Annotated in this window: 24 protein-coding genes; 6 read left to right on the top strand and 18 right to left on the bottom strand. The window is 68.9% G+C overall.

The features are described from left to right. The first annotated feature begins 542 nt into the window (after positions 1-542). On the top strand, positions 543-2,363 hold the full coding sequence (locus tag AB0C66_RS15540) for an RICIN domain-containing protein (protein WP_362437549.1): 1,821 nt from the start codon (positions 543-545) through the stop codon (positions 2,361-2,363). A 67-nt stretch (positions 2,364-2,430) separates the two neighbouring features. Here AB0C66_RS15540 and AB0C66_RS15535 read toward each other — a convergent pair whose 3' ends face one another. The 10 genes from AB0C66_RS15535 to AB0C66_RS15490 form a co-directional block, all read right to left on the bottom strand. After that, positions 2,431-2,979, bottom strand: coding sequence for a GNAT family N-acetyltransferase (locus tag AB0C66_RS15535; protein WP_362437547.1), 549 nt, complete (start codon positions 2,977-2,979; stop codon positions 2,431-2,433). A gap of 48 nt (positions 2,980-3,027) precedes the next feature. Beyond that, positions 3,028-4,482, bottom strand: coding sequence for an aldehyde dehydrogenase family protein (locus tag AB0C66_RS15530; RefSeq protein WP_362437545.1), 1,455 nt, complete (start codon positions 4,480-4,482; stop codon positions 3,028-3,030). Continuing rightward, positions 4,479-5,525, bottom strand: a complete 1,047-nt coding sequence (gene add, locus AB0C66_RS15525; protein WP_362437543.1) for an adenosine deaminase — start codon at positions 5,523-5,525, stop codon at positions 4,479-4,481. Before add ends, AB0C66_RS15530 begins: the two co-directional genes overlap by 4 nt. Continuing rightward, the gene (locus AB0C66_RS15520; protein WP_362437541.1) at positions 5,522-6,295 is read right to left on the bottom strand and encodes an SDR family oxidoreductase; all 774 of its coding nucleotides are present in this window, start codon (positions 6,293-6,295) and stop codon (positions 5,522-5,524) included. Before AB0C66_RS15520 ends, add begins: the two co-directional genes overlap by 4 nt. Further along, positions 6,295-7,200 (bottom strand): dihydrodipicolinate synthase family protein, encoded by a 906-nt coding sequence (locus AB0C66_RS15515; RefSeq protein ID WP_362437539.1) that lies wholly within the window; start codon positions 7,198-7,200, stop codon positions 6,295-6,297. The genes AB0C66_RS15520 and AB0C66_RS15515 overlap by 1 nt, the downstream gene beginning before the upstream one ends. Positions 7,201-7,295: 95 nt before the next feature. Further along, positions 7,296-8,084 (bottom strand): enoyl-CoA hydratase-related protein, encoded by a 789-nt coding sequence (locus AB0C66_RS15510; RefSeq protein WP_362437537.1) that lies wholly within the window; start codon positions 8,082-8,084, stop codon positions 7,296-7,298. Then, complete coding sequence (locus AB0C66_RS15505) at positions 8,081-9,268, bottom strand: CoA transferase (RefSeq protein ID WP_362437535.1); 1,188 nt, start codon at positions 9,266-9,268, stop codon at positions 8,081-8,083. The genes AB0C66_RS15510 and AB0C66_RS15505 overlap by 4 nt, the downstream gene beginning before the upstream one ends. Further along, positions 9,265-10,638 (bottom strand): FAD-dependent oxidoreductase, encoded by a 1,374-nt coding sequence (locus AB0C66_RS15500; RefSeq protein ID WP_362437533.1) that lies wholly within the window; start codon positions 10,636-10,638, stop codon positions 9,265-9,267. Before AB0C66_RS15500 ends, AB0C66_RS15505 begins: the two co-directional genes overlap by 4 nt. A gap of 31 nt (positions 10,639-10,669) precedes the next feature. Beyond that, positions 10,670-11,965, bottom strand: coding sequence for an MFS transporter (locus tag AB0C66_RS15495; protein ID WP_362437531.1), 1,296 nt, complete (start codon positions 11,963-11,965; stop codon positions 10,670-10,672). A 108-nt stretch (positions 11,966-12,073) separates the two neighbouring features. Further along, positions 12,074-12,742: an XRE family transcriptional regulator gene (locus tag AB0C66_RS15490; protein WP_362437529.1), complete on the bottom strand. Its 669-nt coding sequence runs from the start codon at positions 12,740-12,742 to the stop codon at positions 12,074-12,076. Between the two features lie 171 nt (positions 12,743-12,913). On the opposite strand from AB0C66_RS15490, the gene AB0C66_RS15485 reads away from it, so the two are divergent. Further along, on the top strand, positions 12,914-13,372 hold the full coding sequence (locus AB0C66_RS15485) for an SRPBCC family protein (RefSeq protein WP_362437527.1): 459 nt from the start codon (positions 12,914-12,916) through the stop codon (positions 13,370-13,372). A gap of 257 nt (positions 13,373-13,629) precedes the next feature. Here AB0C66_RS15485 and AB0C66_RS15480 read toward each other — a convergent pair whose 3' ends face one another. Beyond that, positions 13,630-13,866, bottom strand: a complete 237-nt coding sequence (locus AB0C66_RS15480; protein WP_362437525.1) for a helix-turn-helix domain-containing protein — start codon at positions 13,864-13,866, stop codon at positions 13,630-13,632. 373 nt (positions 13,867-14,239) lie between these two features. On the opposite strand from AB0C66_RS15480, the gene AB0C66_RS15475 reads away from it, so the two are divergent. Then, complete coding sequence (locus tag AB0C66_RS15475) at positions 14,240-14,923, top strand: SDR family oxidoreductase (RefSeq protein ID WP_362437523.1); 684 nt, start codon at positions 14,240-14,242, stop codon at positions 14,921-14,923. 70 nt (positions 14,924-14,993) lie between these two features. On the opposite strand, the gene AB0C66_RS15470 is transcribed toward AB0C66_RS15475, so the two are convergent. Together AB0C66_RS15470 and thiS are read right to left on the bottom strand one after the other, a co-directional pair. Beyond that, entirely contained in the window at positions 14,994-15,785 is a 792-nt protein-coding gene (locus AB0C66_RS15470) for a thiazole synthase (protein WP_362437521.1), read from the bottom strand. A gap of 1 nt (position 15,786) precedes the next feature. Beyond that, positions 15,787-15,987 carry a sulfur carrier protein ThiS gene (thiS, locus tag AB0C66_RS15465; protein ID WP_362437519.1) on the bottom strand — a complete coding sequence of 67 codons (201 nt, stop codon included), beginning with the start codon at positions 15,985-15,987 and terminating at the stop codon, positions 15,787-15,789. Between the two features lie 1,189 nt (positions 15,988-17,176). Between thiS and AB0C66_RS15460 the strand changes: the two genes are divergently transcribed. Beyond that, positions 17,177-17,560, top strand: coding sequence for a VOC family protein (locus AB0C66_RS15460; protein WP_362437517.1), 384 nt, complete (start codon positions 17,177-17,179; stop codon positions 17,558-17,560). Positions 17,561-17,640: 80 nt separating this feature from the next. Here AB0C66_RS15460 and AB0C66_RS15455 read toward each other — a convergent pair whose 3' ends face one another. Then, positions 17,641-18,123 carry an SLATT domain-containing protein gene (locus AB0C66_RS15455; RefSeq protein ID WP_362437515.1) on the bottom strand — a complete coding sequence of 161 codons (483 nt, stop codon included), beginning with the start codon at positions 18,121-18,123 and terminating at the stop codon, positions 17,641-17,643. 183 nt (positions 18,124-18,306) lie between these two features. On the opposite strand from AB0C66_RS15455, the gene AB0C66_RS15450 reads away from it, so the two are divergent. Together AB0C66_RS15450 and AB0C66_RS15445 are read left to right on the top strand one after the other, a co-directional pair. Further along, positions 18,307-18,693 (top strand): PPOX class F420-dependent oxidoreductase, encoded by a 387-nt coding sequence (locus AB0C66_RS15450; protein ID WP_362437513.1) that lies wholly within the window; start codon positions 18,307-18,309, stop codon positions 18,691-18,693. A 197-nt stretch (positions 18,694-18,890) separates the two neighbouring features. Further along, on the top strand, positions 18,891-20,018 hold the full coding sequence (locus AB0C66_RS15445) for a hypothetical protein (RefSeq protein ID WP_362437511.1): 1,128 nt from the start codon (positions 18,891-18,893) through the stop codon (positions 20,016-20,018). A gap of 210 nt (positions 20,019-20,228) precedes the next feature. Here AB0C66_RS15445 and AB0C66_RS15440 read toward each other — a convergent pair whose 3' ends face one another. From AB0C66_RS15440 to AB0C66_RS15425, 4 genes are all read right to left on the bottom strand, one after another. Further along, a complete protein-coding gene (locus AB0C66_RS15440) occupies positions 20,229-20,939 on the bottom strand; it encodes an alpha/beta hydrolase (protein ID WP_362437509.1) in 711 nt (236 codons plus the stop codon). 9 nt (positions 20,940-20,948) lie between these two features. Then, on the bottom strand, positions 20,949-21,116 hold the full coding sequence (locus tag AB0C66_RS15435; protein ID WP_362437507.1) for a hypothetical protein: 168 nt from the start codon (positions 21,114-21,116) through the stop codon (positions 20,949-20,951). A gap of 161 nt (positions 21,117-21,277) precedes the next feature. Continuing rightward, a complete protein-coding gene (locus AB0C66_RS15430) occupies positions 21,278-22,945 on the bottom strand; it encodes an MFS transporter (protein WP_362438772.1) in 1,668 nt (555 codons plus the stop codon). 20 nt (positions 22,946-22,965) lie between these two features. After that, positions 22,966-23,517, bottom strand: coding sequence for a helix-turn-helix domain-containing protein (locus AB0C66_RS15425; protein WP_362437505.1), 552 nt, complete (start codon positions 23,515-23,517; stop codon positions 22,966-22,968). Between the last annotated feature and the right edge of the window lie 85 nt (positions 23,518-23,602).

Genomic DNA, 23,602 nt, shown 5'->3' with positions numbered 1-23,602 from the left:
ACTATTCACTATAGATCGCGACAGAGGTCCGAAGTACTTGCCGGGTCGCACATCCGTTGCTCAACTCGTCGACCTCACTTAAGAGAACGAGCGAAGACCGCGCAACGCATGTCTTCGCGTCCCGCACGCCGGGGGTCCCTTGGTTATACGGGGGTGGGCCCACACCGCGTTCGTGCCACTCACAGTATGACGAAACGCTGCGCTCCGGGCAGAGGTTTCACTAGGCTTGTACTTTTCCGGTCCATCGGTGCCGAACTCTTGCCCAGCGCCTCCTTTCTGCGGGTCTGCACCGCACCAGGGAAATTCCCTAGTCGCCGTTCAGGGTCGACACTTGGTAGCTCTCCGTGGCAAGGTTGCCTCCTCCTTCGCTACGTAGTGACCATTCCGTTCTCTCGCCTCGCGTTGTCGTGGCTATTGCCGGAATTACATGAGTCGGGGCGAAGGAAAACCAGAATGCTTCGGCTGGGCGTCAGGCGGTTTTTCACCCCGGTGCAGCCCGTGGTCACGATGGTTCGCAGAACGGGGAACAAGGAGTGGATTGCGTGTCTCAACCCGACGGGGCCGATCGGTTGCCTTCCGAAGAGGAAACCGAGCAAGCTGCACCGGGAGGGGAGGCGAATCCGGCGGACATCCCGTACGCCACCCTCCCCGACGCCGAGCTCACGCCCCTGATGGGTTCCGGTGGCCCCGCCGCCGAGCGTGCCACCGCCGAGTTCCGCCGTCGCCACCAGGGCGCCGTACTGGCCTACGCGCGTCTCTGCTGCCGCGATCAGCGGGCCGCCGACCGGCTTGCCGACACCGTCTTCAGCCGTGCCGAGCAGGCCATCGACACCACGGCACGCCCCAGGGAGGCATGGCGGCACCATCTGCTTCTGCTGGTGTACTTGACCGCCGCGGACTGGACGGACACCGACCGGTACGGCGATGTGGCTCTGGGGCTCACCGCCTCACTCGGCGACAGCGGAGAGGGTATCTCGGGCGACGGAACCGACGCCCTGTCATTCGACAGGCGATCGCTCCTGCTGAGCAGCTTCCTCACACTGCCGGAACGCACCCAGGCCCTCTTGTGGCACTCCCTCGTGGAGGAGGACGCGGCCACCCGGACCGCCCGGCTCCTGGGCCTGGAGCCGCAGAGTGTTCTGTCGCTCGGTCAGAAGGCCCTGGAGGACTGCCGTGAGGTCTATCTGCGCACCCATGTGGCCAACGCCCACCTGGCCCGGAGCGGTCCCGACCAGGCGGAGGGTGACGAGTGCTGGCGCTTCAGCGGTCTGCTGGAGGCGGAGGCACGCCGCTCCGGCGCGCACCGGAGCAGGGACCTGGAGAACCATCTGACAGGCTGTTCCCGGTGTCGCCTCGTACTGCGTGAACTGGTGGGCCTGGACCAGCATCCGGCCGTGGTGCTCGTGGAGGGGCTGCTGCCGTGGGGCGGAGCCATGTACCTCGCCACGCACCACACCCGGCGCGCCATGAGCGACGGATCCGAAGACGGCCGCGGTGCCCGGCCCGTCGGCTCCGCCGCCGTATCCGGCGGCAGTGCCGCCCAGTTGCTCGGTACGGTCGTCACCACCGCGCTCACGGGTCGGTGGCCGACGGGGAGCGTCCGGCGCACCTCCGGAACGCGCGGGAAGGCCACGGCGACGCTTGCCGTCGCGATCGCTGTCGTGGCCGTGACCACGGTGGCGGTGGTCTCCCTGACCCCGGGGCGCCACGTCGCCAAGTCCAAGGAGGACGCCACGCCCAGGGCCGCTCCCTCGGTGGACACTTCTCCCCCGCTCGCGCCCGCGTCCCACTCGGGGACGGCGTCCCCCTCACCCTCGACCTCCTCCCCGGCCCCGTCCTCCCCCGAGCACCACCGGCGGAAGAAGGCCCCGAAGCCCAGCCCGTCATCGACCGGCGGAGGCAAGCCATCGGACCCGCCCAAGCCGCGGCCCGCCTTCGCGAACGTGGTGAACGGCAGGAACGGTCTCTGTCTTGGCGTGCGTGACGGCCGTATGGTGGCGGGGGCCGATGTCACCGTCCAGACCTGTAGTGATGCCGCCACACAGGGCTGGTACATGGGCTCCGGCAACGTGATCCACAGCTATGCGGACCCCTCGTTCTGCATGGACTCACGCAATGACACCGACACGGGAGTCGGCGTGTGGCAGTGCGCCGAAGCCGATGCCGGGCGCTCGGACAGACTGCGCTTCCAGACGGGCGGCGATGGATCCATCCACCCCTTCATCGATCTGGAGGACTCGGCCGTCACGCCGCTCGGCGACTCCTCCGGGGAAGGCGTCATCTTCGACTGGTCCCGGGGCTACCCCAACCAGCATTGGTGTGCGCGTGGTTCCGTGGGTCTGGGAAACCTGCCGAAGTGCTAGGTCCTGTCCGGTGAGATCAGGAGCCAGGGCGCGCCCGCACCGGACACCTGACGGCCGACTGCCCGGCTCAACCGGATGGCGTGGCCGGGGACCACATGCCGAACCACTGCTCGGCGCCGTACTCCTCGAACCGTTCCACCTCGGTGAACCCCAGCTTCGCCGCGAGGCGCATCGCGCGTTCGTTGGCGCTCTGGGTACAGAGCGCCACCGGCTCGCCGGGAAGTGCGTCGGCGATCCAGCCGAGGGCCGCCGCGCACGCCTCGGTGGCGTACCCGCGTCCCCACGCCTCCGGCAGGAACAGGTAACCGAGTTCGACCTCACCGGCAGCCGGACGGAGATGGCCCGGACGCTCCGCCTCGCGCCGATCAAGCGTGATCATGCCGATCATCGCGCCGTCGAGATCGACCACGAAGAGGCCGGGGCGCTGCCCGGGCACCTCGGGCACCGCGCCTTCGAGCTCATCACGCGGTCGAGGGCCACCGATGAAGGTGCCCACCTCCGGCGAGGCGAACAGCTCGATGAACGCCGCCCGGTCGCGGGCCTCGGACTCGCGGAGCACAAGCCGTTCGGTCGTTATCCGGGCAGGTGGCCAGGTGACGGATCGAAGTCCCCTCATGGCGGGCAACCTATCGCACGCGCGTGAGCGCGATCCGGAAGAGCGGGTCTAGCCGTCCCAGCCCATGTACACCGACTTCGTCCAGGTGTAGAAGTCGACCGCCGTCGCGCCCTGTTCACGGTAGGTGTTGCTGGAGGAGTCTTTCACCCCTCCGAAGGGGACGTTGAGGTCGAGTCCGGTGGTCGGCCGGTTGACCTTGATGACCCCGGCCCGGGCGCGATGGGCGAAGTGGTGTGCCGCGGCGAGGTCGCGGGTGCAGATCGCGGCGGCGAGACCGTAGCGGGAGTCGTTCACCATGTCGATCGCCTCGTCGAGGTCGGCGGCCGGCATGACGGCCAGGACGGGGCCGAAGATCTCGTCGCGGGCGGCCGCGTCGTCCCGCCCGACGTTCGTCAGGATCGCCGGATCCAGCATCAGCCCCCGGGCGCTTTCGCCACCGGCGGTGACCGTCGCCCCCTCGGAGCGGGCCGTCCTGATCGCGTCCAGATCGCTCGCGAGCTGCTGCTCGCTGACCACCGGCCCCATGAGCGTGCCCTCGGTCAGGCCGTTGCCGGGCCGGTAGCGCCGGGCTTCCTCGATGAGGGCCTCGACGAGTGCGTCGTGCACGGCCGGGGTGCAGATGATGCGGGACGAGGCGGTGCACGCCTGGCCGGTGAGGGCGAAGCCGCCCGCCGACGCGATACGCGCGGCCTTCTCCACATCCGCGTCGTCCAGGACGACCAGGGCGTTCTTGCCGCCCATCTCGACCTGGACCCGTCCGCGCCGCTCGTGCAGGGCGCGCTCGATGCGCAGACCCACGGAGGTGGAGCCGGTGAACGACACCGCCGCGACCCGCGGGTCGGCGGTCAGCGACTCACCGACGACGGACCCGCTGCCGTGGACGACGTTGAGGACGCCCGGCGGCAGTCCGGCCGCCAGCAGGGCCTCGCTCAAGTGGTACACCGACACCGGAGTGATCTCAGCGGGTTTGAGCACCACCGTGTTCCCGCTGATCAACGCCGGGGCGGTCTTCCAGGCGGGAATCGCGATGGGGAAGTTCCACGGGGTGATCACCCCCACCACACCGAGTGGTTCCCTGCGGGTGTGGACAAGGGTGTCGGGCTGGGAGCTGGGCAGGGACCGGCCGCCCGAGTGCCAGCCGGCGGAGCCGAAGTACCGGAGTACGTCGATCGCGCGCCGCACCTCGCCGCGTGCCTCGGCCAGGGTCTTCCCCTCCTCCCGGACCAGATCGCGGGCGACGGACTCATGGCGGGTGCGCAGGACTTCCGCCGCGTCCATGAGCACGGCGCCACGTGCGGGAGCGGGGAGCGCCGCCCAGCCGGGCTGGGCGTCGGCGGCGGCGCCGACGGCGGCGGCGACCTCGTCCCCGCCGGAGGAGGGGGTAACGGCGACCAGGTCGGTGGGGTCCGCGGGATTGCGGCGTTCGGAGCCCTCGCCGGGCAGCCGTCGGCCCGCGATCAGGTTGCCGACCCGGAGGGTGTCCGTACGCATGCTGGTGGTCATGGTGCTCCCTCGGAAACGCTCGTATCGGGTGTGTCAGGGGGGTCGTCGGGAGGTGGTGCGCTCCGCCATGTCCCGATGTCCCGGAGCGCGGCGGCGACCGCCGGCCGCGGGGCCCCGGACGCCTCCAGTGACCACCGGGCCACGTCTGCGAGGCAGTTGTCGTCGAGGCCCAGGACGTCACGGACGGCGGTGTACTCGTCGAGCAGCCCGGTGCCGAACAGCAAGGGGTCGTCGGCACCTATCGTGCAGCGCACACCGGCCTCGAGGAGCCGCGGCAGCGGGTGGTCGGCGAATGTGGCCACCAGGCCCAGTGAGACGTTGGACGTGGGGCAGACGTCGAGGACGGTGGACTCGGCGGCGAGTCTGGCCATCAGGCCGGGTGACTCGGCGGCCCGTATCCCATGGCCGATCCGGTCCGCGCCGAGTGCGTCCAGGGCTCCCACGATGCTTGCCTCGCCGACGAGTTCACCGGCGTGCGGGGCGCTGATCAGACCCGCGTCCCGGGCGGTGGCGAACGCTCGGGAGAAGGGCTCGGGGGCGTACCGCTGCTCGTCGGCGGCGAGTCCGAACGCCACCACGCCCGCTCCGGCCCGGGACGCCGCCAGTTGCGCGAGCTCCACGGCGGTCGGCGGCGGAAGGTGGCGCTGGGCGGTGACCATGAGGCCGCAGCCGATGCCGAGCCGGTCCGCGGTGGTACGCGCCTCGTCCAGCAGGAGGTCGAGGACGTGTCCTGGTGGTCCCAGACGGCCGCGGTAGGCGAGTGGGTTGACGGCGGGCTCGAGCCACACCGCGCCGTCGGCGGCCGCGTCCTCGACGACCTCGCGTACGACCCTGCGCAGATCGGACTCGGTGCGGACGAGGGCCACGGCGTCGGCGTAGCTGGCGACGAACTCGGCGAAGGTCCGGTAGCCGCGGACGTCCGGGCCCGGTATCCCGGCCGCGGCCGCGAGGTCGGCGAGCGTACCGGGCCGCATCGAGCCCTCCAGGTGGAGGTGGAGATGGGCCTTGGGCAGCAGCGCGAGGTCGCGCGGGGTGGCCTTCACAGCGCGCTCACCAGACCGCCGTCGCAGCGCAGTGCGGTGCCGGTGATGTACGAGGCGGGCGCCGAGCACAGGAACGCGGCCGCCGCGCCGAACTCCTCGGGGGTGCCGTAGCGCCCCGCGGGAATGGTGGCGCGGGACGCGGCCTCGACGTCGGCCAGCGCCCGCTGTTCCCGGTCCGCCCTGGCGCGGTCGAGTGCGGCGACCCGCTCCGTCGCGATACGGCCCGGCAGCAGCAGATTGACCGTGACACCGTCCACGGCCACTTCGCCCGCGAGGGTCTTGAGGTAGGCGGCGGTTGCCGCCCGTCCGGTGTTCGACAGGGCCATGCCCGGCAGAGGCGCGGCGACACCGCTGGAGGCGATGGCCACGATCCTGCCCCAGCCACGCGCGCGCATGGCGGGCAGGGTCAGCGCGGTCAGTCGCCGCTGGGCCAGCAGCAGGGTGGCCAGGGCGTCGGAGAGGTCGTCGTCCGTCGTATCGGCCGCCCTCCCGGGCCTGGGGCCCGGCCCGTTGAGGACCAGGATGTCGGGGTCCCCGAAGGCCCGGCGCGCGGCCTCGACCATGAGCCGGGGGCCGTCGGCCACGCTCAGGTCCGCTTCGACACCGACCGCCGTGGGCAGGGCCGCCGCGATCTCCTTGGCCAGGTCGCCCCGTCGTGCGGCCACCACCACCCGCGCGCCTTCGGCCGCGAGGGCTTCGGCGACCGCGCGGCCGAGTCCGGAGGTGGAGGCGGCGACCAGGGCGGTCTTCCCGTCGATTCCGAGATCCATCAGTGCACCCCCGCCAGGATCGCGCCGGGTGTCGCGGACAGATGCCGGTCCAGTTGCGGTACGAGCGGTTCGGGCAGGGAACGGGAGGGCGGCCGCACCCCGGCTTCCAGGAAGAGACCGCGGCGCCGGATCGCCTCCTTGCGCACGGCGAGGCCGATGCCCGCCTGTGCCTCGAAGTTGACCAGCGGGAGGTAGGGCAGATAGGCGTCCCGGGCCGCTGTGTAGCCCCCTTCGTGCCACGCCCGGGTGCATGCGAGCAGCCCTTCGGGGCAGGAGAAGCCGGTCATGGCGCCCGCGGCTCCGCAGGCCAGCTCATCGAGGAGACCCAGACCGCCGAGGCCGCCGAAGACCGGGATGTCGAGCCCGGCGGTCAGCGCCGCGACCGAGGACGGCGTGGGCGGGGCCTCCGCCTTGAGCGCCACGGCCGAGGGGACCGCCCGCACCGCCGTGATCAGGTCCGCCGTGCGGATGACGACCCGGCTGGTCTCGGGATAGTCCTGGACGACGACGGGGGCGCCGGTGGCCTCGTGCACCGCGTTCAGATGATCCGCCACCGTGGCCGGATCCGGTGAGTTGACCTGCACCATGAGTCCGGCGAGGCGGTCACCGACGGTCTCGGTCACCAGCCGGGCCTCTTCGATCACCGGGGCGGTGGCCAGCGCGGTGGCACCGGCGACGAGTGGCAGATCGACGCTCTCGGCGACCACGTCGAGGACGGTGCGGCGCTCGTCGGCCGACAGCCGGGACGCCTCGCCGAAGACGCCGAGGACGGTCAGTCCGGTGGCGCCGATGGCCTCGTAGTGCCGCACCAGGCGGGTCAGGCTGGTCTCGTCGATGTCGTGGGAGGAGCCGAGGAAGGGCGTGGCCACAACGCCCCAGACTCCGGGGGCCAGATGGTGTGACATGGGGGTTCCTTGAGTCGTCGGGGTGGGTGCCGGGGTCGGCGGTGGGAGCCGCGGCCCTCGGACGGCGGAGGGCCGCGGTTCCCGGCCCGGGTCGGTCAGCGCCCCGGCCAGACGGGGCTTCGCTTCTCCCGGAAGGCGCGTACCCCCTCGGTGGCGTCCTCGCTGTCCAGTGCGGCCACGAGTGCCGGGGTGCGCAGCGCGTGTGCCTCGCGTGGCGAGAGCGCGGCACCGGTGGCGGCCATCTGCTTGATCGCCTTCAGCGCCGTGGGAGCGCAGGCGAGAATGTCGGCGATCCAGCGGTCGACCGTCGTGTCCAACTCACCGTCCGCCGCCACCTCGTTGACCAGCCCCATGCGGTGCATCTCGGCGGCGGTCGCGCGCCGCCCCGTGAGCAGCAGCCCCATCGCCTGTGTGTGCGGAAGGCGCCGCACGAGCTGGCCGACGCCGCCGTCGAGAGGGATGCGCCCGACGCGGGGCTCGGTGAGACCGAACGAGGCGTGCTGGGCGGCGATCACCAGATCACAGCCGAGGACCAGCTCCATACCGCCGCCGAGCGCGTAACCGTTGACACGGGCGATCACCGGAATGTCGAGCGTGCTGCGCAGGGTGAGACCGCCGAAGCCGTTGGGGTCGAGTGCGGCCCAGTAGTCCAGGCCGGACTTGTGCACGGCGCTCTCGGACATATCGGCGCCCGTGCAGAACGAGCGCTCACCGGCACCGGTCAGCACAACGGCCCTTACGTCCGGGTCCGTTTCGATCGCGGCCCAGATCTCGTTCAGCCGGGCGTGTGCCGCGGAGTCGACCGCGTTCAGCACGTGTGGCCGGTCGAGGGTGACCCGGGCGATGTGTCCGTCGCGCTCGTAGCGGATCCCGTCGGTGGTCACGCGAGCACCCCCTTGTCCCGGAGCACCGCGATGTCCTCGGCGCTGTAACCGAGTTCCGCGAGTACCTCGGTGCCGTGCTCGCCCAGCCGGGGCGGGGCGAGCCGGACGGTGGCCGGTCCCGCGGAGAGCCGTATGGGGGCGTTGAGGGCGCGTACGCGGCCGACGGTGGGGTGGTCCATTTCGACGATCATGTTGTTCACCGCGGTCTGCTCATCATCGAGCGCCTGACGGAGGCTGTGTACGGGGGCGCACAGGATGTGGTGTTCATCCAGGCGGTCGACCCAGTACGCGGTGGTGTTCTTCGCCAGCCGCTCGGCGAACAGCCGCTGGAGCTCCGGTTTGGCCGCGAACTGCTGCTCCAGGGTGGCGAGGTCGGCGCGCCGGGAGAGGTCCTCGTCCAGATCCAGGGCGTGGCTCAACGCGCGCAGCGGGTCGCGGGTGAAGCCGCCGACCAGACACACCGCTCCGTCCGTGGTGGGGAACACGCCCGTCAGGGGCATCGCCGCCCAGTTGATTTCGTCTCCGCGCATCAGCTGCTGGCAGGCCTCCTGCATCTGGAGGTGCAGCATGGAGTCGTACATCGTGACATCGACCCGCTGCCCCTCGCCGGTGCGTTCGCGTTGCAGCAGCGCCAGCAGGATGCCCTGGAGGAGGTGCTGTCCGGTGATGTAGTCACAGATCGTGGTCGCGTAGAGGGCGAACGGCACATCGTCGGAGGGCCGTCGCCACATGACTCCGCTGTACGCCTGGGCGATGGCGTCCTGTCCGCCCTTGCGGGCGTACGGGCCCTGAGGTCCGAAGCCGGTGCCCGAGGCCCAGATGGCGCGCGGGTTGAGCGCCCGGACCTCCTGGTATCCCAGCCCCAGCCGCTCCATCACTCCGGCACGGAAGTTGCTGACCACCACATCGGCGTCACGCACCAGATCCTCGACTACCGCGCGGCCCTCAGGAGTGCGCAGATCGATGGCGACGCTGCGCTTGTTGCGGTTGATGGAGAGGAAGATCGGGTTGTCCGGGCCGTCCGGGTCGGGTATCGACGTCCGGGTCATATCGCCGGTGCCGGGTCGCTCGATCTTGATGACGTCGGCTCCGTAGTCGCCGAGCGACTGGGTGCACGAAGGGCCCATGAAGACCTGGGTGAAGTCGACGACGGTGATGCCGCTGAGCTGCTGCGGGCCGGTCATGCGGTGGCCTCCACGGGATGGTCGGTGGTCGCGTTCGGGGCCGGTATGTCGCCCGGGTCGGCGCCCTGGTCGCGCATCCGCCGCTGGATGACCGCGGGATCGACGTCCCTGACGGCGATCCCCCACTCCGCCGCCGTCGCGGCGGCGATGCCCGCCGCCTGTCCCATCGCCATGCACGGGGGGATCTCCCGTGACATCCGCTGGGCCTCGGGGGTGGCCGAGTAGTGGCGGCCCGCGACGACCAGTTGGTCCACACCGCGGGGCAGCAGGGAGCGGTAGGGGTAGTAGTAATCCCGGCCACGTGCCACCGAGTCCGGGAAGTGGCGGCGGCCGGTCACATCCTCCTTCGTCATCACGTACTCGCCCTGGAGCAGCCGCGTCTGCCGGACACCCATCTGCTCGGCGACATCGAGCAGATACGCTCCGGTGAAACCGGGCAGGTCCTGTCGGATGGTGTCGAGGACGGCGGAGATGCGGGACCGCGCCTCGAACTCGGCCTCGGTGAGGGATGCCGGGTCGGTGCCGTCGAACCCCGTCATATGGGGGCAGTTGCACCACACCACACCGGGAATCGGGGTTTTGAGCCACCACAGCTCCCAGGCCCCTCCGAGCATTCGCTTGATCTTGCGGTTGATGGCGCGGACTTCGCGCGGGTTCTCCTGCTCGTAGCGTTGTGCCGCCTCGGTGTCGACGCCGCCGAGGCGGAAGACCAGGGTGGTGAGGTAGCTGCCCTGGGTGTGCGCCGCACCGGCGCGCGAGGCGACGTCGATATCGCCGGTGGTGTCGACGACCACATCGCCCATGACCGCCTGCGGACCGGCCTTGGTTTCGCAGACCACTCCCCGGACGGCGCCATCCCGCACCACCGGGCGGGAGAACCAGCTGTGCAGACGGAGGTGGACACCGTTCTCGCGGACCAGGTCGTTGGAGACCCGCTTCCACCCGTCGGGGTCGAAGGCGACGGCGTAGCAGATCGGTTTCGGGGTGAGGTGGGAATGGAAGTCGAAGGCGCCCCAACGCCCCCACTTGGCCCACGTCTCGGGGGAAGAGAAGCGTTCCTCCACCGGCGGATACGTGGCGAGCCCCATCTTGGCCATCCGCTCGACATACTCGTCGACGATGCCGGTGACCGTGACCTCGTCCCCGTTGACCATGTCGTCCAGGACCAGCACCATGCCGCCCGAGGCGAGGCCGCCCAGGGCCGAGTACCGTTCGAGGAGTGTGACATCGGCTCCGCTGCGGGCGGCCGAGACGGCGGCGCTGACCCCGGCCGGGCCACCGCCCACCACGATCACGTCGGACCGCTGGACCACGGGTGCTTCCACGGCGTCGAGGGCGATGGTCTCCGTGGTCTCCATGTGGGAGGGCACAGATGACTCCTTTCGGCTTTCCGGTGCGGTTTCACGTTCCGATGCGGACGGAGCCGCGGCGGAAGGCGAGCGTGTAGAACAGGGCGCTCAGCAGGCAGAGAACGGCCACGTAGACCGGGAACACCCAGGAAACGCCCCGGTCCTGGAGCCACAGCAGGATGTAGGGAGCGGTGCCGCCGAAACCGGCGACCCCCACGGCATAGCCGATGCCCACCCCGGTGACCCGGCAGCTCATCGGCATGAGCGTGGCGGAGACGGTGGTGTAGAGCCCCATGGTGAAAGCCAGCACCGGCGCGCCGATCAGCATGACGATCGTGAACAGGACCATCCCGGGGGCCTGGTAGGCCAGGACCGCGAAGACCAGGGGCACGGCCGCGAGTCTGCTGACGAGGAAGGTGCGGGAGATGCGCTTACGGTCCGCGAGACGCCCCGCGAGGGGGTAGAGCACAGCGATACAGAGCCCGCTGAGCGTGGTGACGGCGAACACCGCGCTGGCATCCTCGTCGTACGCCGTGCGCGCCAGGTTGGGCAGCCCGGTCGACCAGGTGTAGTTGAGCGCCTGCGCGCCCGCCACGACGAAGACGATGGCCAGCAGGGCGAGTTTGTTGCGACCGACCTCCCGCCACACCTGGGAGGCGGGCGGGGTCGCCTCGGGGGCGGAGGACCTGTGGAGCGTTTCGGGCAGGTTGCGGCGGAGCCACAGGAAGAGGGCACCGATGACGGCGCCGACGGCGAAGGGGATACGCCAGCCCCACGCCTCCATGTCCGCCGTGCTGAGGCATGTGGTCGTGAGGAAGGCGACGAGCGACGCCGCGATGATGCCGGACTGCACATAGACGCTGACGATGCCGCCGTACCGCGCGGTCTGGCCCTCGGGCGCCATCTCCACGATGTACGCGGAGTTCAGCGGGGCCTCGATACCGGTCGAAAGTCCTTGCAGGACCCGGCAGACGACGAGGATCACCCCGGCCCACACACCGATGCTCGCGTGGGTGGGGAGTACGGCGATGACGGCGGTGCTGACCACCATGCCACCGATGGACACCAGCATGATGCGGCGGCGGCCGAGCCGGTCGGCCAGCGTGCCGAAGACGAGCGCGCCCAGTGGTCTGGCGGCGAACCCGACGGCGAAGACGACGAGTGCGGACAGGGTGGACGAGAGGGAGTTGCCGGACGGAAAGAACTGCGGACCCAGGTAGGAGGCGAGAAGGCCGTAGACCATCCAGTCGTACCACTCGACGGCGTTGCCACCGCCGAGGGCGAAGAAGGCGCGCCGAGGAGAGAGGGCGCTGTGTTGAGTGCGGGAACGGTAGGAGAGCGATGCCATAGGGGCACCTCGCAAGGGGAAGGGCTACGGACGAGATCGCCCGTGCGGGACCCGTGCCCTGGCCACGGTCGGACAGGACATTGAGGAGGCGCCGAGAACCCGAGTCCGCTACCAGGTGGGAGGAGTGATCACCCAGATCGATGTCGAGGGCTCGTCGCCGCTGTTTTCGTACCAGTGCGGAATGCTGCATGAATACGTGATGGAGTCACCGGGGTGGAGCCGGTGGCGCACGCCGTCGAGAATGACGTCCTTCACCCCGGACAAGACGATCCCGAATTCCTCGCCACTGTGGCGGAACGGGGTCTTGCTCGTGTTGTGGCCCGGCTGGGTCTCCACCCAGATGACCTCGAGCGCGCCATTGAGACTGGGAGTGAGCAGCTCGTAACGGGCGTCGTCGGGATCGGTCGCGCCGGTGTTGTGGAAATCGAGCGCACGGCGCTCGTCGCGCCGCACGACCGGGCTGAGCTGCTCGGTCAGATGGAAAAGGCGACCGACGGGCACTTCGAGACCGTGGGCGATCTGCACCAGGGTCGCGAACGAGGGATTGCCCTTGCCGCGCTCCACCTGACTGATGAGTCCGGTGGACACCGCGGAACGCCGGCTGAGGTCGTCGAGCGTGAGGCCGAACTGCTTACGCAGCACCTTGATCTGTGCGCCCACCGTGGCGACCATCACCTCGATGTTCATGCCCTTGCCGGACATCGCGTCACTCGCCTCACTCATGCGCCGAACCGCCTCAGGAATTTCGTCGGGGTACGACATATTGAAGAGCTTCACCAAGATGAAGACAAGACCTCGGAATGAAGATCTTCACTATGAGCCGCCAAGACCCTCGTTGACCTGCGCTGCCACGGCGAGATCGAGGAGCCGGCTCGGGCCCGTACCGGACGTTTCACGAGCGCGCCGCCTGGCAACCCGGTGCCGTGACAGCGTAGGAAGGAGACTCTGATGAGCACCGTGCGGGAATCCGTCGAGGTTGAGGTTCCGCTGCACACGGCCTACAACCAGTGGACGCAGTTCACCGAGTTCCCACGGTTCATGGAAGGCGTGGATCAGGTGACCCAGGTGGACGACCGGCACAACCACTGGTCGACCTCCATCGCCGGTGTGCACCGTGAGTTCGAAACCGAGATCGTCGATCAGCTCCCCGACGAGCGCATCGCCTGGCGCACCACCTCGGGCGACGTCCAGCAGCAGGGCCTGGTGACCTTCCGCCCCCTGGACGCGAACCACACCGAGGTCAATCTGGCCCTCGTCTTCGACCCGACCGGGGTGGCGGAGAAGGCCGCGGACATGACCGGGGTACTCGACCGCAGGATCAAGGGCGATCTCCACCGGTTCAAGGACTTCATCGAACACCGGGGCCAGGAGGAGGGCGGCTGGCGGGGTCGTATCAGCCCCGCCTGATCGCGCCTCGGTCGACGGGCGTTCTGTACCCAGCGGCTGTTGTGTTTCGGGTCGCCGGAAGGCCCGTGCTGGGAGTGCGGAGCGAGGCTCGTCGCTGGCAGGCAACACCGGTTTGTGCCCAGCCGTTCTGGCGCTGCTGGACGGCCCCCCTGGCGGTCCGCCCGCATAATTCGCGAGGAGGCCCCCAACCTCGCCCGTCTGCTGGGCACGTTGCATCGTCATCGCCTGTCGCTCCGGCGCGAGAGTCGGCGAAGTGCTCAACCTCCGGCGGGGCTGCACGAGGTTCGACACAGCCACGGGACCGTGGTTGATGGCGCGGCCGGTCCGCCTTCGCGCCAGACCTTGCGCCACCGCCTCACCGTGCGCTCCGTGACCCGCAGATCGGCCGCGAGCACCGTGGCCTCATCACCTCGCGCGAACCGCGCGGCCGCCTCCAGCCTCAGCCGTTCCCGCTTCTCCTGCTCGGCGGGGCATAGCCGCCCCTCTACGCGCACCTCACGATCCCGTGCTACCGCAGGGATCACGAACCGTCACGACCCCGCAGCTGGGGCCCGGACGCTCTGGACGACCGGCTGACCAGCCAGATGGTGGACCGGACCAAGGCCGGCGAAACCGAGCTGACGGGCGAGGGCGGGTTGCCGCAGCAGCTGACGGAGAGGATCCTCGAGTCCGCCCTCGAAGGCGATATCACTGCCGACAAGCCTTGATCAGGTGCGATCTCTCGGCATCACCCCAGGCCACGCGGGAATCAAGAAAAGAGAGCATCGCAGGTCAACGAGGTGAAACGGACCTATACGCAGAGATGCTTCCGATTGCATACGAACAGGCGTGGGAGGTCAGGTGGAGCGACCGTCGGCAAGGATACATATGGTCACTGGTGCCGGATCCGGCATCGGTGCGGCCATTGCCAGGCGCCTGCATGCACGCCGGGACGATCTGTGGTTGCCGGCCCGGAACGCGGAGCGGGCCGCGGAGTTGGCCGAGACATTTCCTGGTGCCAGGGTCGTGGTGGCGGACCTTGCCCAGCCAGCAGAGCTCGCTACGGCCGTTGAGCGTGCGGGGCTACCGAGCCGGCTGGACTCACTCGTCCATGCCGCGGGCTGCTTGACCATTGGCCGGGTCGACGAGGTGCCCGCCAGCGTGTGGGAAGCGACGCTGGCGGTCAATCTCATCGCACCCGCGGAGCTGACCCGGCTCTTGCTCCCCGCCCTGCGGTCCGCACGAGGGCATGTCGTCTTCGTCAACTCAAGCGCCGGCCTGAGCACGCGCGTGGACTTTTCCGTGTATTCGGCGTCCAAGTACGGGCTCAAGGCACTGGCCGATACGTTGCGGGCTGAGGAGCACGGCCATGGTGTACGCGTGACCTCCGTGCACCCTGGCCGCACGGCCACCCCCATGGGGGAGCAGGTGCTGCGGTACGAGGGACGTGGCTACGAACCCACTCGCCTGATCAGCCCCGAATCTGTTGCGACGGCCATTCTGACAGCCATCGACCTGCCTCGGGACGCCGAACTGGCCGACGTCACGCTCAGATCGGCCCAGCAGTCGTAACGCCATGCCTGCCGCCGCTGAACCACGCATGGTGGCGATGCCCGCGACCCACCCGGCAGCCTCTCGATAGTCACTGTGGGCGCTGCAGGACGGCGTGGCCGGTCAGTGGCGAGGAGGCGACCGCTTCGCGGCGTTTGGGGATCCGTGCGGCCAGGTGGGCAAGTCGGCCCGCCTCGATGGCCTTGCGCATCGCCGTGGCCATATGCAGTGGGTTGCCCGCGCCGACAATGGCGGTAGCGGTCGCGACGCAGGCACAACCGAGTTCCATTGCTTGTGCGGCGTCGGAGGCGGTGCCGATGCCGGCGTCAACGATGACCGGGACGCTCGACTGTTCCACGATCATCTCGATGTTACGTGGATTCGCGATGCCGAGACCGGAGCCGATGGGGGAGCCCAGCGGCATCAATGCGGCGCATCCCACCTCTTCCAGCCGCCTGGCCAAACCGGGATCATCGCTCATGTAGGGCATGACGACGAACCCTTCGGCAGCGAGCTTTTCGGCCGCAGTGAGCAGTTCGCGCGGATCTGGCATCAGATAGCGTGAGTCTTGCGTGATTTCGAGTTTGACCCAGTTGGCGCCGGTGGCCTCCCGCGCGAGCTGGGACGTCAGTACGGCTTCCTGCGCGGTCGCGCATCCCGATGTGTTGGGTATGACACGAACGGCGTGTCGGCCGAACACATCGAGGATCGATGAACTCGTAGAGCCCGGTGGCTTCCGGCGTATCGCCGCGGTGACAAGCTGGGCTCCCGATGCCGACAGCACTTTGTCCAGGAGGTCCAGGTCACAGTCCTCGGTCGAGCCGAGCATGAGCCGTGAGGTGAGTTCTACACCGTCGATGATCAGGGGATCGTCGGCACTCATGTCAACCTCCCTGCATCGCGGTTACGATCTCAATCCGATCGCCTTCGGTCAGCGGAGTGGAGTCCCAGAGCGATCTCGTGAGAACGGTTTCGTTGACGGCGACAGCGACACCTTGGCGGGAAGGTGAGTGCTCGTCGACGACGCCACCCACTGCCACGGAAGTCGAGACTTCCTTCGGGTTTCCGTTGACCATGATTTCCATCGCGAATACTCCTAGTGGCTCGTGTTCCGGTTCGAGTCCATTGAACCGGAACTGTCAGATTTCCTACCCTTCAAGCCGCTGACTTGTGACCTTGCAGACGTCGAGGAGACAACGTAACCGTTCCAACTCCCCTGCTTCAAGTAGTTGTTGACGAGTTCCTTCACCCGGATCTGGATAAGCCGGATATAAGCCAGACATTCGGGAGGATCTCATCGGAGGTCAGCCCAGGTGAATCGAACCAGTTGACTCTGGGAACAAAGAGGGGTCAGTTTCCTCGCCTTCCCATTCCGGGCGCTGCGGGAACGGTTGCCGCCAGGGTCAACGAGTTTGGTCACGCAATCCCCGATAAGTTACACCTGATGGGATACGGCACCGGTTTGACCGTAGGTGCGGCTCTCACTCTTTGCTCGCTGGCGAAAACAATGGAGCCCATGATCAGGAAGGAAGATTTGCGGGAGGCATCGTGGGAGGAGAGGCAAGATCCCACCGTCATCCTGGAACTCCGCCTGTCTACCGTCCCAGACCCAGCCCGGGACGGCAGAACAACCCGAACTCGGCATACGCCTAGGACGAGGCCCCCGACCGGATTCGGTTCCGAGACACCGCGTCAGGTGTCGAGGGGGTTGCCGCAGCGGCGGCCGGACGCGGTGAGGTGGATATCCTCGCCGGACTCCAAATCGTTCAGCCCGGCGTGCACGGCACACCAGCCAGCCGGAGGTGAGTGGCGTGCCGCGGAGCGCGGGCGCGGCGGTGAGCCTCTTCCAATCGAGGGTCAGGCGGCCGCGCAACGGTTCGCCGACGCCGTCGGGCAACTCGTAGGCGGACTCCTCCTCTTCCTCGTCGGCGAACTCGTACTCGCAGTCGATCACGCTCGCCAGGCGGGCGATCTCGGCGCGCGCGTCGTCGGCGTCCGGCCCGGACCCGGCACGAGTGCACATCGGCGTCGTGGACTTCTCCAAGGTGCCCCCGGTCCACGCGTAGCCGGACATCAGGGACGAGAACGGACGCGGCTTAGCCCTCGTAGGGACGCTTGCGACGGACTGGGGAACCGAGCCGCTGCCGTGCGGCAAGAAGGTGTGGGCAGAGCTACGGCCTGGATCGAAAGTGCTGCCAGGAGCCTGACCTTTATGCGCGAAGGCTTGGTGCAACTCGGTGGCGTTCGGCGTGGAGATCAGGAAGGCTCGCGCACATGGTCTCGGTATTGCAGAACGTGGCGATTGACTGTGCGGATGCCTACGAGCTGGCTCGGTTCTGGAGCAGTGTGACAGGCCGTCCGCTGCATCCGGAGGACAGACCGGGTAGCCGGGAGACTCAGGTGCAGCTGACGGAGGGCCCCGTGCTGTACTTCAACCAGGTGCCCGAGGCTAAGACGATCAAGAACCGCATCCATCTGTGTCTGCGCCCTCAGACCTCGCGCGATCAGGAGGTGGACCGGCTGCTGGGCCTCGGTGCCACCTTTGTCTCCGATCACCGGAACCCCGACGGTTCAGGCTGGGCGATCCTCGCTGATCCCGAAGGCAACGAATTCTGCGTTCTGCGCAGCGAGTCCGACCGAGCGACCACGAACTCCTGACGCTCACGCGCGGGCCTGGTCGGCTCCGTATGACGCGAGCTCGGCGGCTCGGGAGCAACGGTGCCTCAATGCACACGCCTCTAGGCATGGGTCGACGGCGCGGGTTCCCGACGGTGCTCCAGCCAGGTGCGGCTCAGGTCATCCCAGATCGCCTGATAGCGGCCGAAGATCTCGCCAAGCTGATCGAAGGTGAGATCTTCGGCGGCCGTTGACGCCATAAGGTATTCGAGGTCATCGGCAAGCCGCTGGAACCGATACTGCGCTTCCTCCATCAGAACCCACCGGGAGCGCCAATCAAAGAACGGTTCGACGGCTCCCAGCAACGTCACCAGCGCCACACACGCCAAGGCCAGACCAGCCCACGCGTTGAGATTCTGCAAGCCCAGGATGACGGTGGACGCGGCGGACAGTGCGAGGGTCGCCACCTTGGTGGCGGAGGCACTTCGGCCGAACCGCTTCTTCTTGCCGCGGGCGTAGCCGTTGCCCTGACGGATCTTGTCCAGCAGGAAGGCGGCTGCCTCCCTCCGGCTGGGATCGACACCTGGTCCACTGTCCGGCTGCACTCCGCCCCCAAAGCTCTGTCGCCACCTTGCAGATCGCCCCCGGCAGATGCCGCCCTGGCGTCACGCGGTTCCCTGGCGTCGCCCACGATAGCCCCCTGCTACAGAAGGTGATCAAGGCGCACAGGGCACCGGCAGTGGGGTGGGTGACGGCCTGCGGCAGGGCGGTACACCTAGACTTCCGGTATGGAAGAGACCTGGCTGGAACGGCTCGGGACCGGTAAGTATCTGCTGCTCACCAGCTACCGCAAGGACGGTTCGACCGTGGCCACCCCGGTCTGGGTGGTGTCCGACGGGGCGGCGCTGGGGGTGTGGACGACCGTCGACTCGTGGAAGGTCAAGCGGATCCGCAACCGCGGTGACGTGCTGGTGGGGCCGTGTGACGTGCGGGGCAGACCCACCGGTGAGCAGCGGCCCGCCGTCGCCGAGGTCTGCGACGCGGTCACCACCGCGCGCTACCGCCAGCTCGTGGCCCGTAAGTACGGCCTCCTGGGGCGGCTCACCCTCCTCGGCAGCCGGTTGCGGCGCGGGAAGGCGGGCACGGTCGGCATCCGTGTCTCGATGGCACCCTGACACGCTGTCGGCCCGCCGTGCGACGGCCGGGTCTCAGTGCGTGATTCTCCTCCTCCGCGGCCTCCAGCCTCTCGGTCTGTACCTGGCGCACGATGATCCAGGCCATCTGACCAGGTCCGGAATTCTCGGCCTCCTGTCGGCACCCTCCCGGTAGCCGGTACGGTGGGTGGCCCTCCGAATGCGAACGGGGAGTTGACGTGTGGGGAGACAACGGCCGTACGGCGAGGGCGTTATGGGGCGGCGGTCTCACGCTGCTACTGACCCTGATGCTCTCGAGCTGCGGTGACGGCGGCGGGCAGTCCGAAGGCCCGACCGGTTCGGCGTCGGGTGCGTCCACGGGATCGGCGTCCCGTACGTCGGGCGGTTCCAGGACCGGGCTGCTCTACCGAGACAAGGAAGTCTCGCTGAGCAATGTCCAGGCGATCAAGAACGGATGCCCGTCGAACGTCTATGTGGAGTTCGCGGACAGCGGGCCGCGCGTCCTCGGGCCCGAGGAGTCGAACCCGCGCCTGAATGACGACGGGGATCAGACGGATGAGGGCAGGCCGCCCGTCCTGTCGTGGTCGCCTCCCTGCGCCTCGGCGAGCGGGCAACTCGATTTCGACGACGTGGCCGTCGCCAAGGCAGCCGCGGACGCCGGGGACCTCGATCAGGCGGGCTGCCAGGACGCGGCACGGGCAGCGGTCAGCAACGGTACGGACATCGACGGTTACCGCACCCGAGCCCTGGTGGTGGGGGACCGGTTCTGCGAGGACTTCGCCGCGGGGGGCCGCGTGATCCTCCTTCGCGTGGTGAAGGTGAGCGGAACCCCCGTCGCGGAGCTCACTTTGTCGGCGACCCTGTGGGCCGGGCCGGCGAAGACCCAAGGTGCGCCGGCGCAGCCCGGTGACAAGAACTACGAGAACCAGCCCTTCACGGTCTCCGACGACGTGGCCAAGACCCACGACTGCTCCCCCGGCGGCGTTGGACTCGGCCCGGACACTCCGTACGTCAACTACAGGCACAGACTGTCCGGCGGCGGCGGGGACATCGAGTACTTCCCGAGTTGTCTGACCGGAAACCCGAAGATCCGGTTCAGCGCATACGCGGCCCGGGTGAAGGGCGGCGCCGACGTGGACCTCACCGCTTGCCAGGACGCCGCGGCACGCGGCGAGGGCAACGACCTGGACGTGCCGGTCTCCAAGCTGCGGACCGGGGACCGGTTCTGCATGTTCAGCAGCTTCGACAAGTACGTCGCTCTGCTGAAGGTGACCGCCGTAACCGCCAAGGCCCCGGTCTCCGTGACCTTCTCGGCAACTCGCTGGGAGGCTCCCGAACCGTCGTAGCATCGGCCGGGGGCGGCCTGCCACCGGCAAGCCGCCCCCACCCGAGCCCCGGAGACGCGCTGCTCCAGCGGCGGATCGTGTCCTGAGTCCCGTTCTCGTCACCGGCACCCAGTCCCGCCCCTCAACTGAAGCTCAGAACGGGGTGGACTCCTCGAACGAGGCGATCGAATCGTTCATCGGCCTGGCCACCCTCCACGCCAGTGGACGTACTCAGCGGGTGGCGAGGAACTCCCCCAGGAGAGCCGCCACTTCGTCGGGTGCCTCGACCTGCGGATAGTGGCCCACGGTGGGTGGGCCCGTGAGTTCGGCGACGGTGGCGTGCGGTATGCGCTCCCTGACGCGTTCGAGCACATGCGCGCCGCTGATCGGGTCGGCCGGACCCCAGGCGAACAGCGTCGGGCCCGGATAGTCCTCCAGGGCCGGGACCCAGCGGTCCCGGTACGCACGCCGCTCGTCGATGTAGCGCAGCAGGCGTGGTGCCAGCAAGTGGCCGTCGTCATGGGAGATGCCGAGCCACATCTCATGCAGGGCGTGGTCCGTGACCGGCCTCGCCATGACGCGGTGCATCGAGGAGCGGAATCCTCGCTCGCTGACGGCGTGTGCGAGCAGGGGACCCAGTGGCCCGTGCAGCAGCCGCTGGACGCGGATCGGCCGGTGGAGCTCCGGGTAGAGACCGCCGTTCAGCCAGGCCATACGGGTCACCCTGCCGTGGCCGCGGGCCAGCAGTTCCTGGGCCACGCTGACGCCGTAGTCATGGGCGACCAGCGCGGTGGCCCCGATGCCGAGACGGTGCCAGAGATCCTCCACCAGATCCGCCTGTTCCAGCACCGAGTACCGGTGGGCGCGGGGTTTGTCACTGTGCCCGAAGCCGAGCAGATCGCAGGTGGTGACCCGCAGGCCCCGCGCCACCAGTTGGGGCACGGTCGGCGATCAGTCGTGGGAGGAGGTGGGGAAGCCATGGATCAGCGTGACCGGTGGGCCGTCGGCGGGGCCGTCCTGCCGGACGAAGAGCCTATGGTCACCCGCACGACCGCGTACCGGGATGCGTGTGCCTCCGGCGGTCCACTCTGCATGGGTGGGCATCACGGTGTGCGGCATCAGACGCTCCCTGGGGTATGGGCGATGCCGTCGAGCAGGCACCGCAGACGGTAGCGGTCGGCGGACAGGATACGGAACAGGCCCGCCCTTGCCGTGTGTTCGGCCGTACGCTCTGCGTCCAGTGGACGCATAGGAGGTGTCCACCGGACGCGTGGATCGGATCAGCGGCGGGCGGCGGGTTCTGCGCCGCTGTTCCGGCGCTCACCGTGGTCGGCATCGCGGTGGTCACGGTCGGTGTCACCGTCCGTCCCCGCCCCGTCGTCGCTCGTCGCGTGTGGCTCGGACACGTTCTCGTCCGCACCGTCCTGGAGCGTCTGACCGCGCAGCAGGAACCACGCCCCGACGGCCGTCGCGAGCAGCACCACCGCGCCCACGCCACAGGCGATCCGCAGGCCGTCCACGAACGACGCCTGGGCCGAGGCGAGAAGCCCGGAGGCGAGGTCCGACGGCAGGTGGGCGGCGGATTCGACCGCCCCGCCCAGGGACTCGTGGGCGGCGGCCGCCGTGTCCGCCGGTACGCCCGCGGGAGTCTCGAAGCCGCGGTAGACACCGGTGACCATCGAGCCGAGGAGGGCGATCCCGAGTGCCGCGCCCAGCTCGTAGGCCGTCTCGGAGACGGCGGACGCGGCGCCCGCCTGCTCCTTGGGAACGCTGGAGAGGATCACATCGGCGGTGACGGTGAACGAGAAGCCCGCGCCGACACCGACGATCAGCAGCACCGCGCCGAGCAGCGGAAAGCCGGTGTGCGCGGTGAGGAAGACCAGCACGCCGAGGGCGAGGCCGATGGCCGCCAGACCTCCGGCCACGATCGCGCGCACGGAGTAGCGCCGGGCAGCGGCACCGGCGACCAGTCCCGCCGCCACGGCACCGATGGCCGCGGGCAGTTCGGCGAGTCCCGCCTGGAGCGGTGTCCGGCCCTGCACCAGTTGCAGGAACTGCGACAGGAAGAAGACCAGACCGGACAGGCCCAGGATGGTGAGCAGATCGGCCAGCACCGCGCCGGAGAAGCCGCGGTGCTTGAACAGCCGCATGTCCAACAGCGGTTTCGGGAGCGTGAGTTGGCGCCTTACGAACGCCGGCAACGCAAGCGCGCCGACGGCTCCGGCCGCGATCGCCACCGCACCGACGCTGTGCGTGGCCAGCTCCTTGACGCAGTAGACGACGCCGATCATGCCGATGAGGGAGAAGCCGACGCTGGGCAGGTCCCAGGGACCGGGGTCAGGGTTCTTCGACTCCGGCAGCAGCCTGATACCGACGAGCACGAGCACGGCCATCACGGGCAGGTTGATGAGGAACACCGATCCCCACCAGAAGTGCTCCAGCAGGAATCCGCCGATGACCGGCCCGACCGCCGCACCCGCCGACGCCGCGGCACCCCAGATGCCGATGGCGACACTGCGCTCCTTCGCATCGGAGAAGAGGTTGCGGATGAGGGCGAGGGTCGACGGCATCAGCGTGGCGCCCGCGACACCGAGCAGCGCACGCGTCGCGATCATCATTTCCGGCGAGGTGGAGTACGCGGCCAGCAGCGACAGCCCACCGAAGGCGGTGGCGCCGATGAGGAGCAGCTTCTTGCGGCCGATACGGTCGCCGAGACTGCCCATGGACACCAGCAGTCCGGCGATGACGAACGAGTACACGTCGCCTATCCAGAGCAGCTGGTTGCCGGTCGGCTCCAGATCCTCGCTGAGGTAGGGGGTCGCCAGACCGAGGACGGTCGCGTCGACGGCCACCAGCAGCACCGCGAGGATGAGCACCGACAGGGCGAGCCAGCGTCCGGGAATCCCCTTGGCCGCGCCGGGCCGCGGGGCAAGGCCCGGACCGGTCAGACGCTCAGGGGTCTTGCCACTCACTTCTCCACACTCCGAATCATCCCTCCGAGCAACAGCTCGGAGACCATGTAGCCCGCGTCCTTGGGCGCGATCCTGCCCTCCTGGGCACTCCAGGCCGAGGCGGCGATCAGGGCGTACAGCGCCTCGGTCAGCCACGCCGGTGTCAGGTCGAACCGGAACAGCCCCTGCTCCATGCCTCGCCGGAACAGCGCGCCCACCTGTTCGTCGATACGCGCCCAGCCCTGGTCCATGGCTTCGGACTCGTACAGCTGGTTCTCGCCGTAGAGAAAGGCGAGGAAGCCCGACACCGGCAGCGCCTCGGTGACCAGCCGCCGCACGGCGTCGACGGGGTCTCCCTCGTCGATCCGCGCGGCGGCGAGCCGCTCCTCGACGAGCTGTATGCCGAGCACGCCCAGCGCCTGGACGAGTGCGTCCCGTCCGGCGAAGTGGCGGTGCAGGGTGGCACGGCTGATCCCGGCGGACTTGGCGATCTCGTCCATGGAAGCCGTGGCCTTACGGGCGAGCAGCTCGGCAGCGGCGCGCAGCACGTGTTCACGATCAACGGACATGAGACAAGAGTAACCCATGTGAGACACGAATGTCTCATGCGACACGTCAATGGGTCATCACGGCGTGTGCCCGCCGCCCGGTGCC

The sequence above is a fragment of the Streptomyces sp. NPDC048636 genome (genome assembly GCF_040650655.1).
GTDB lineage: Bacteria > Actinomycetota > Actinomycetes > Streptomycetales > Streptomycetaceae > Streptomyces.
Note: the sequence above shows the minus strand (reverse complement) of the source record. Positions and strands in the feature narration are given on the sequence as shown.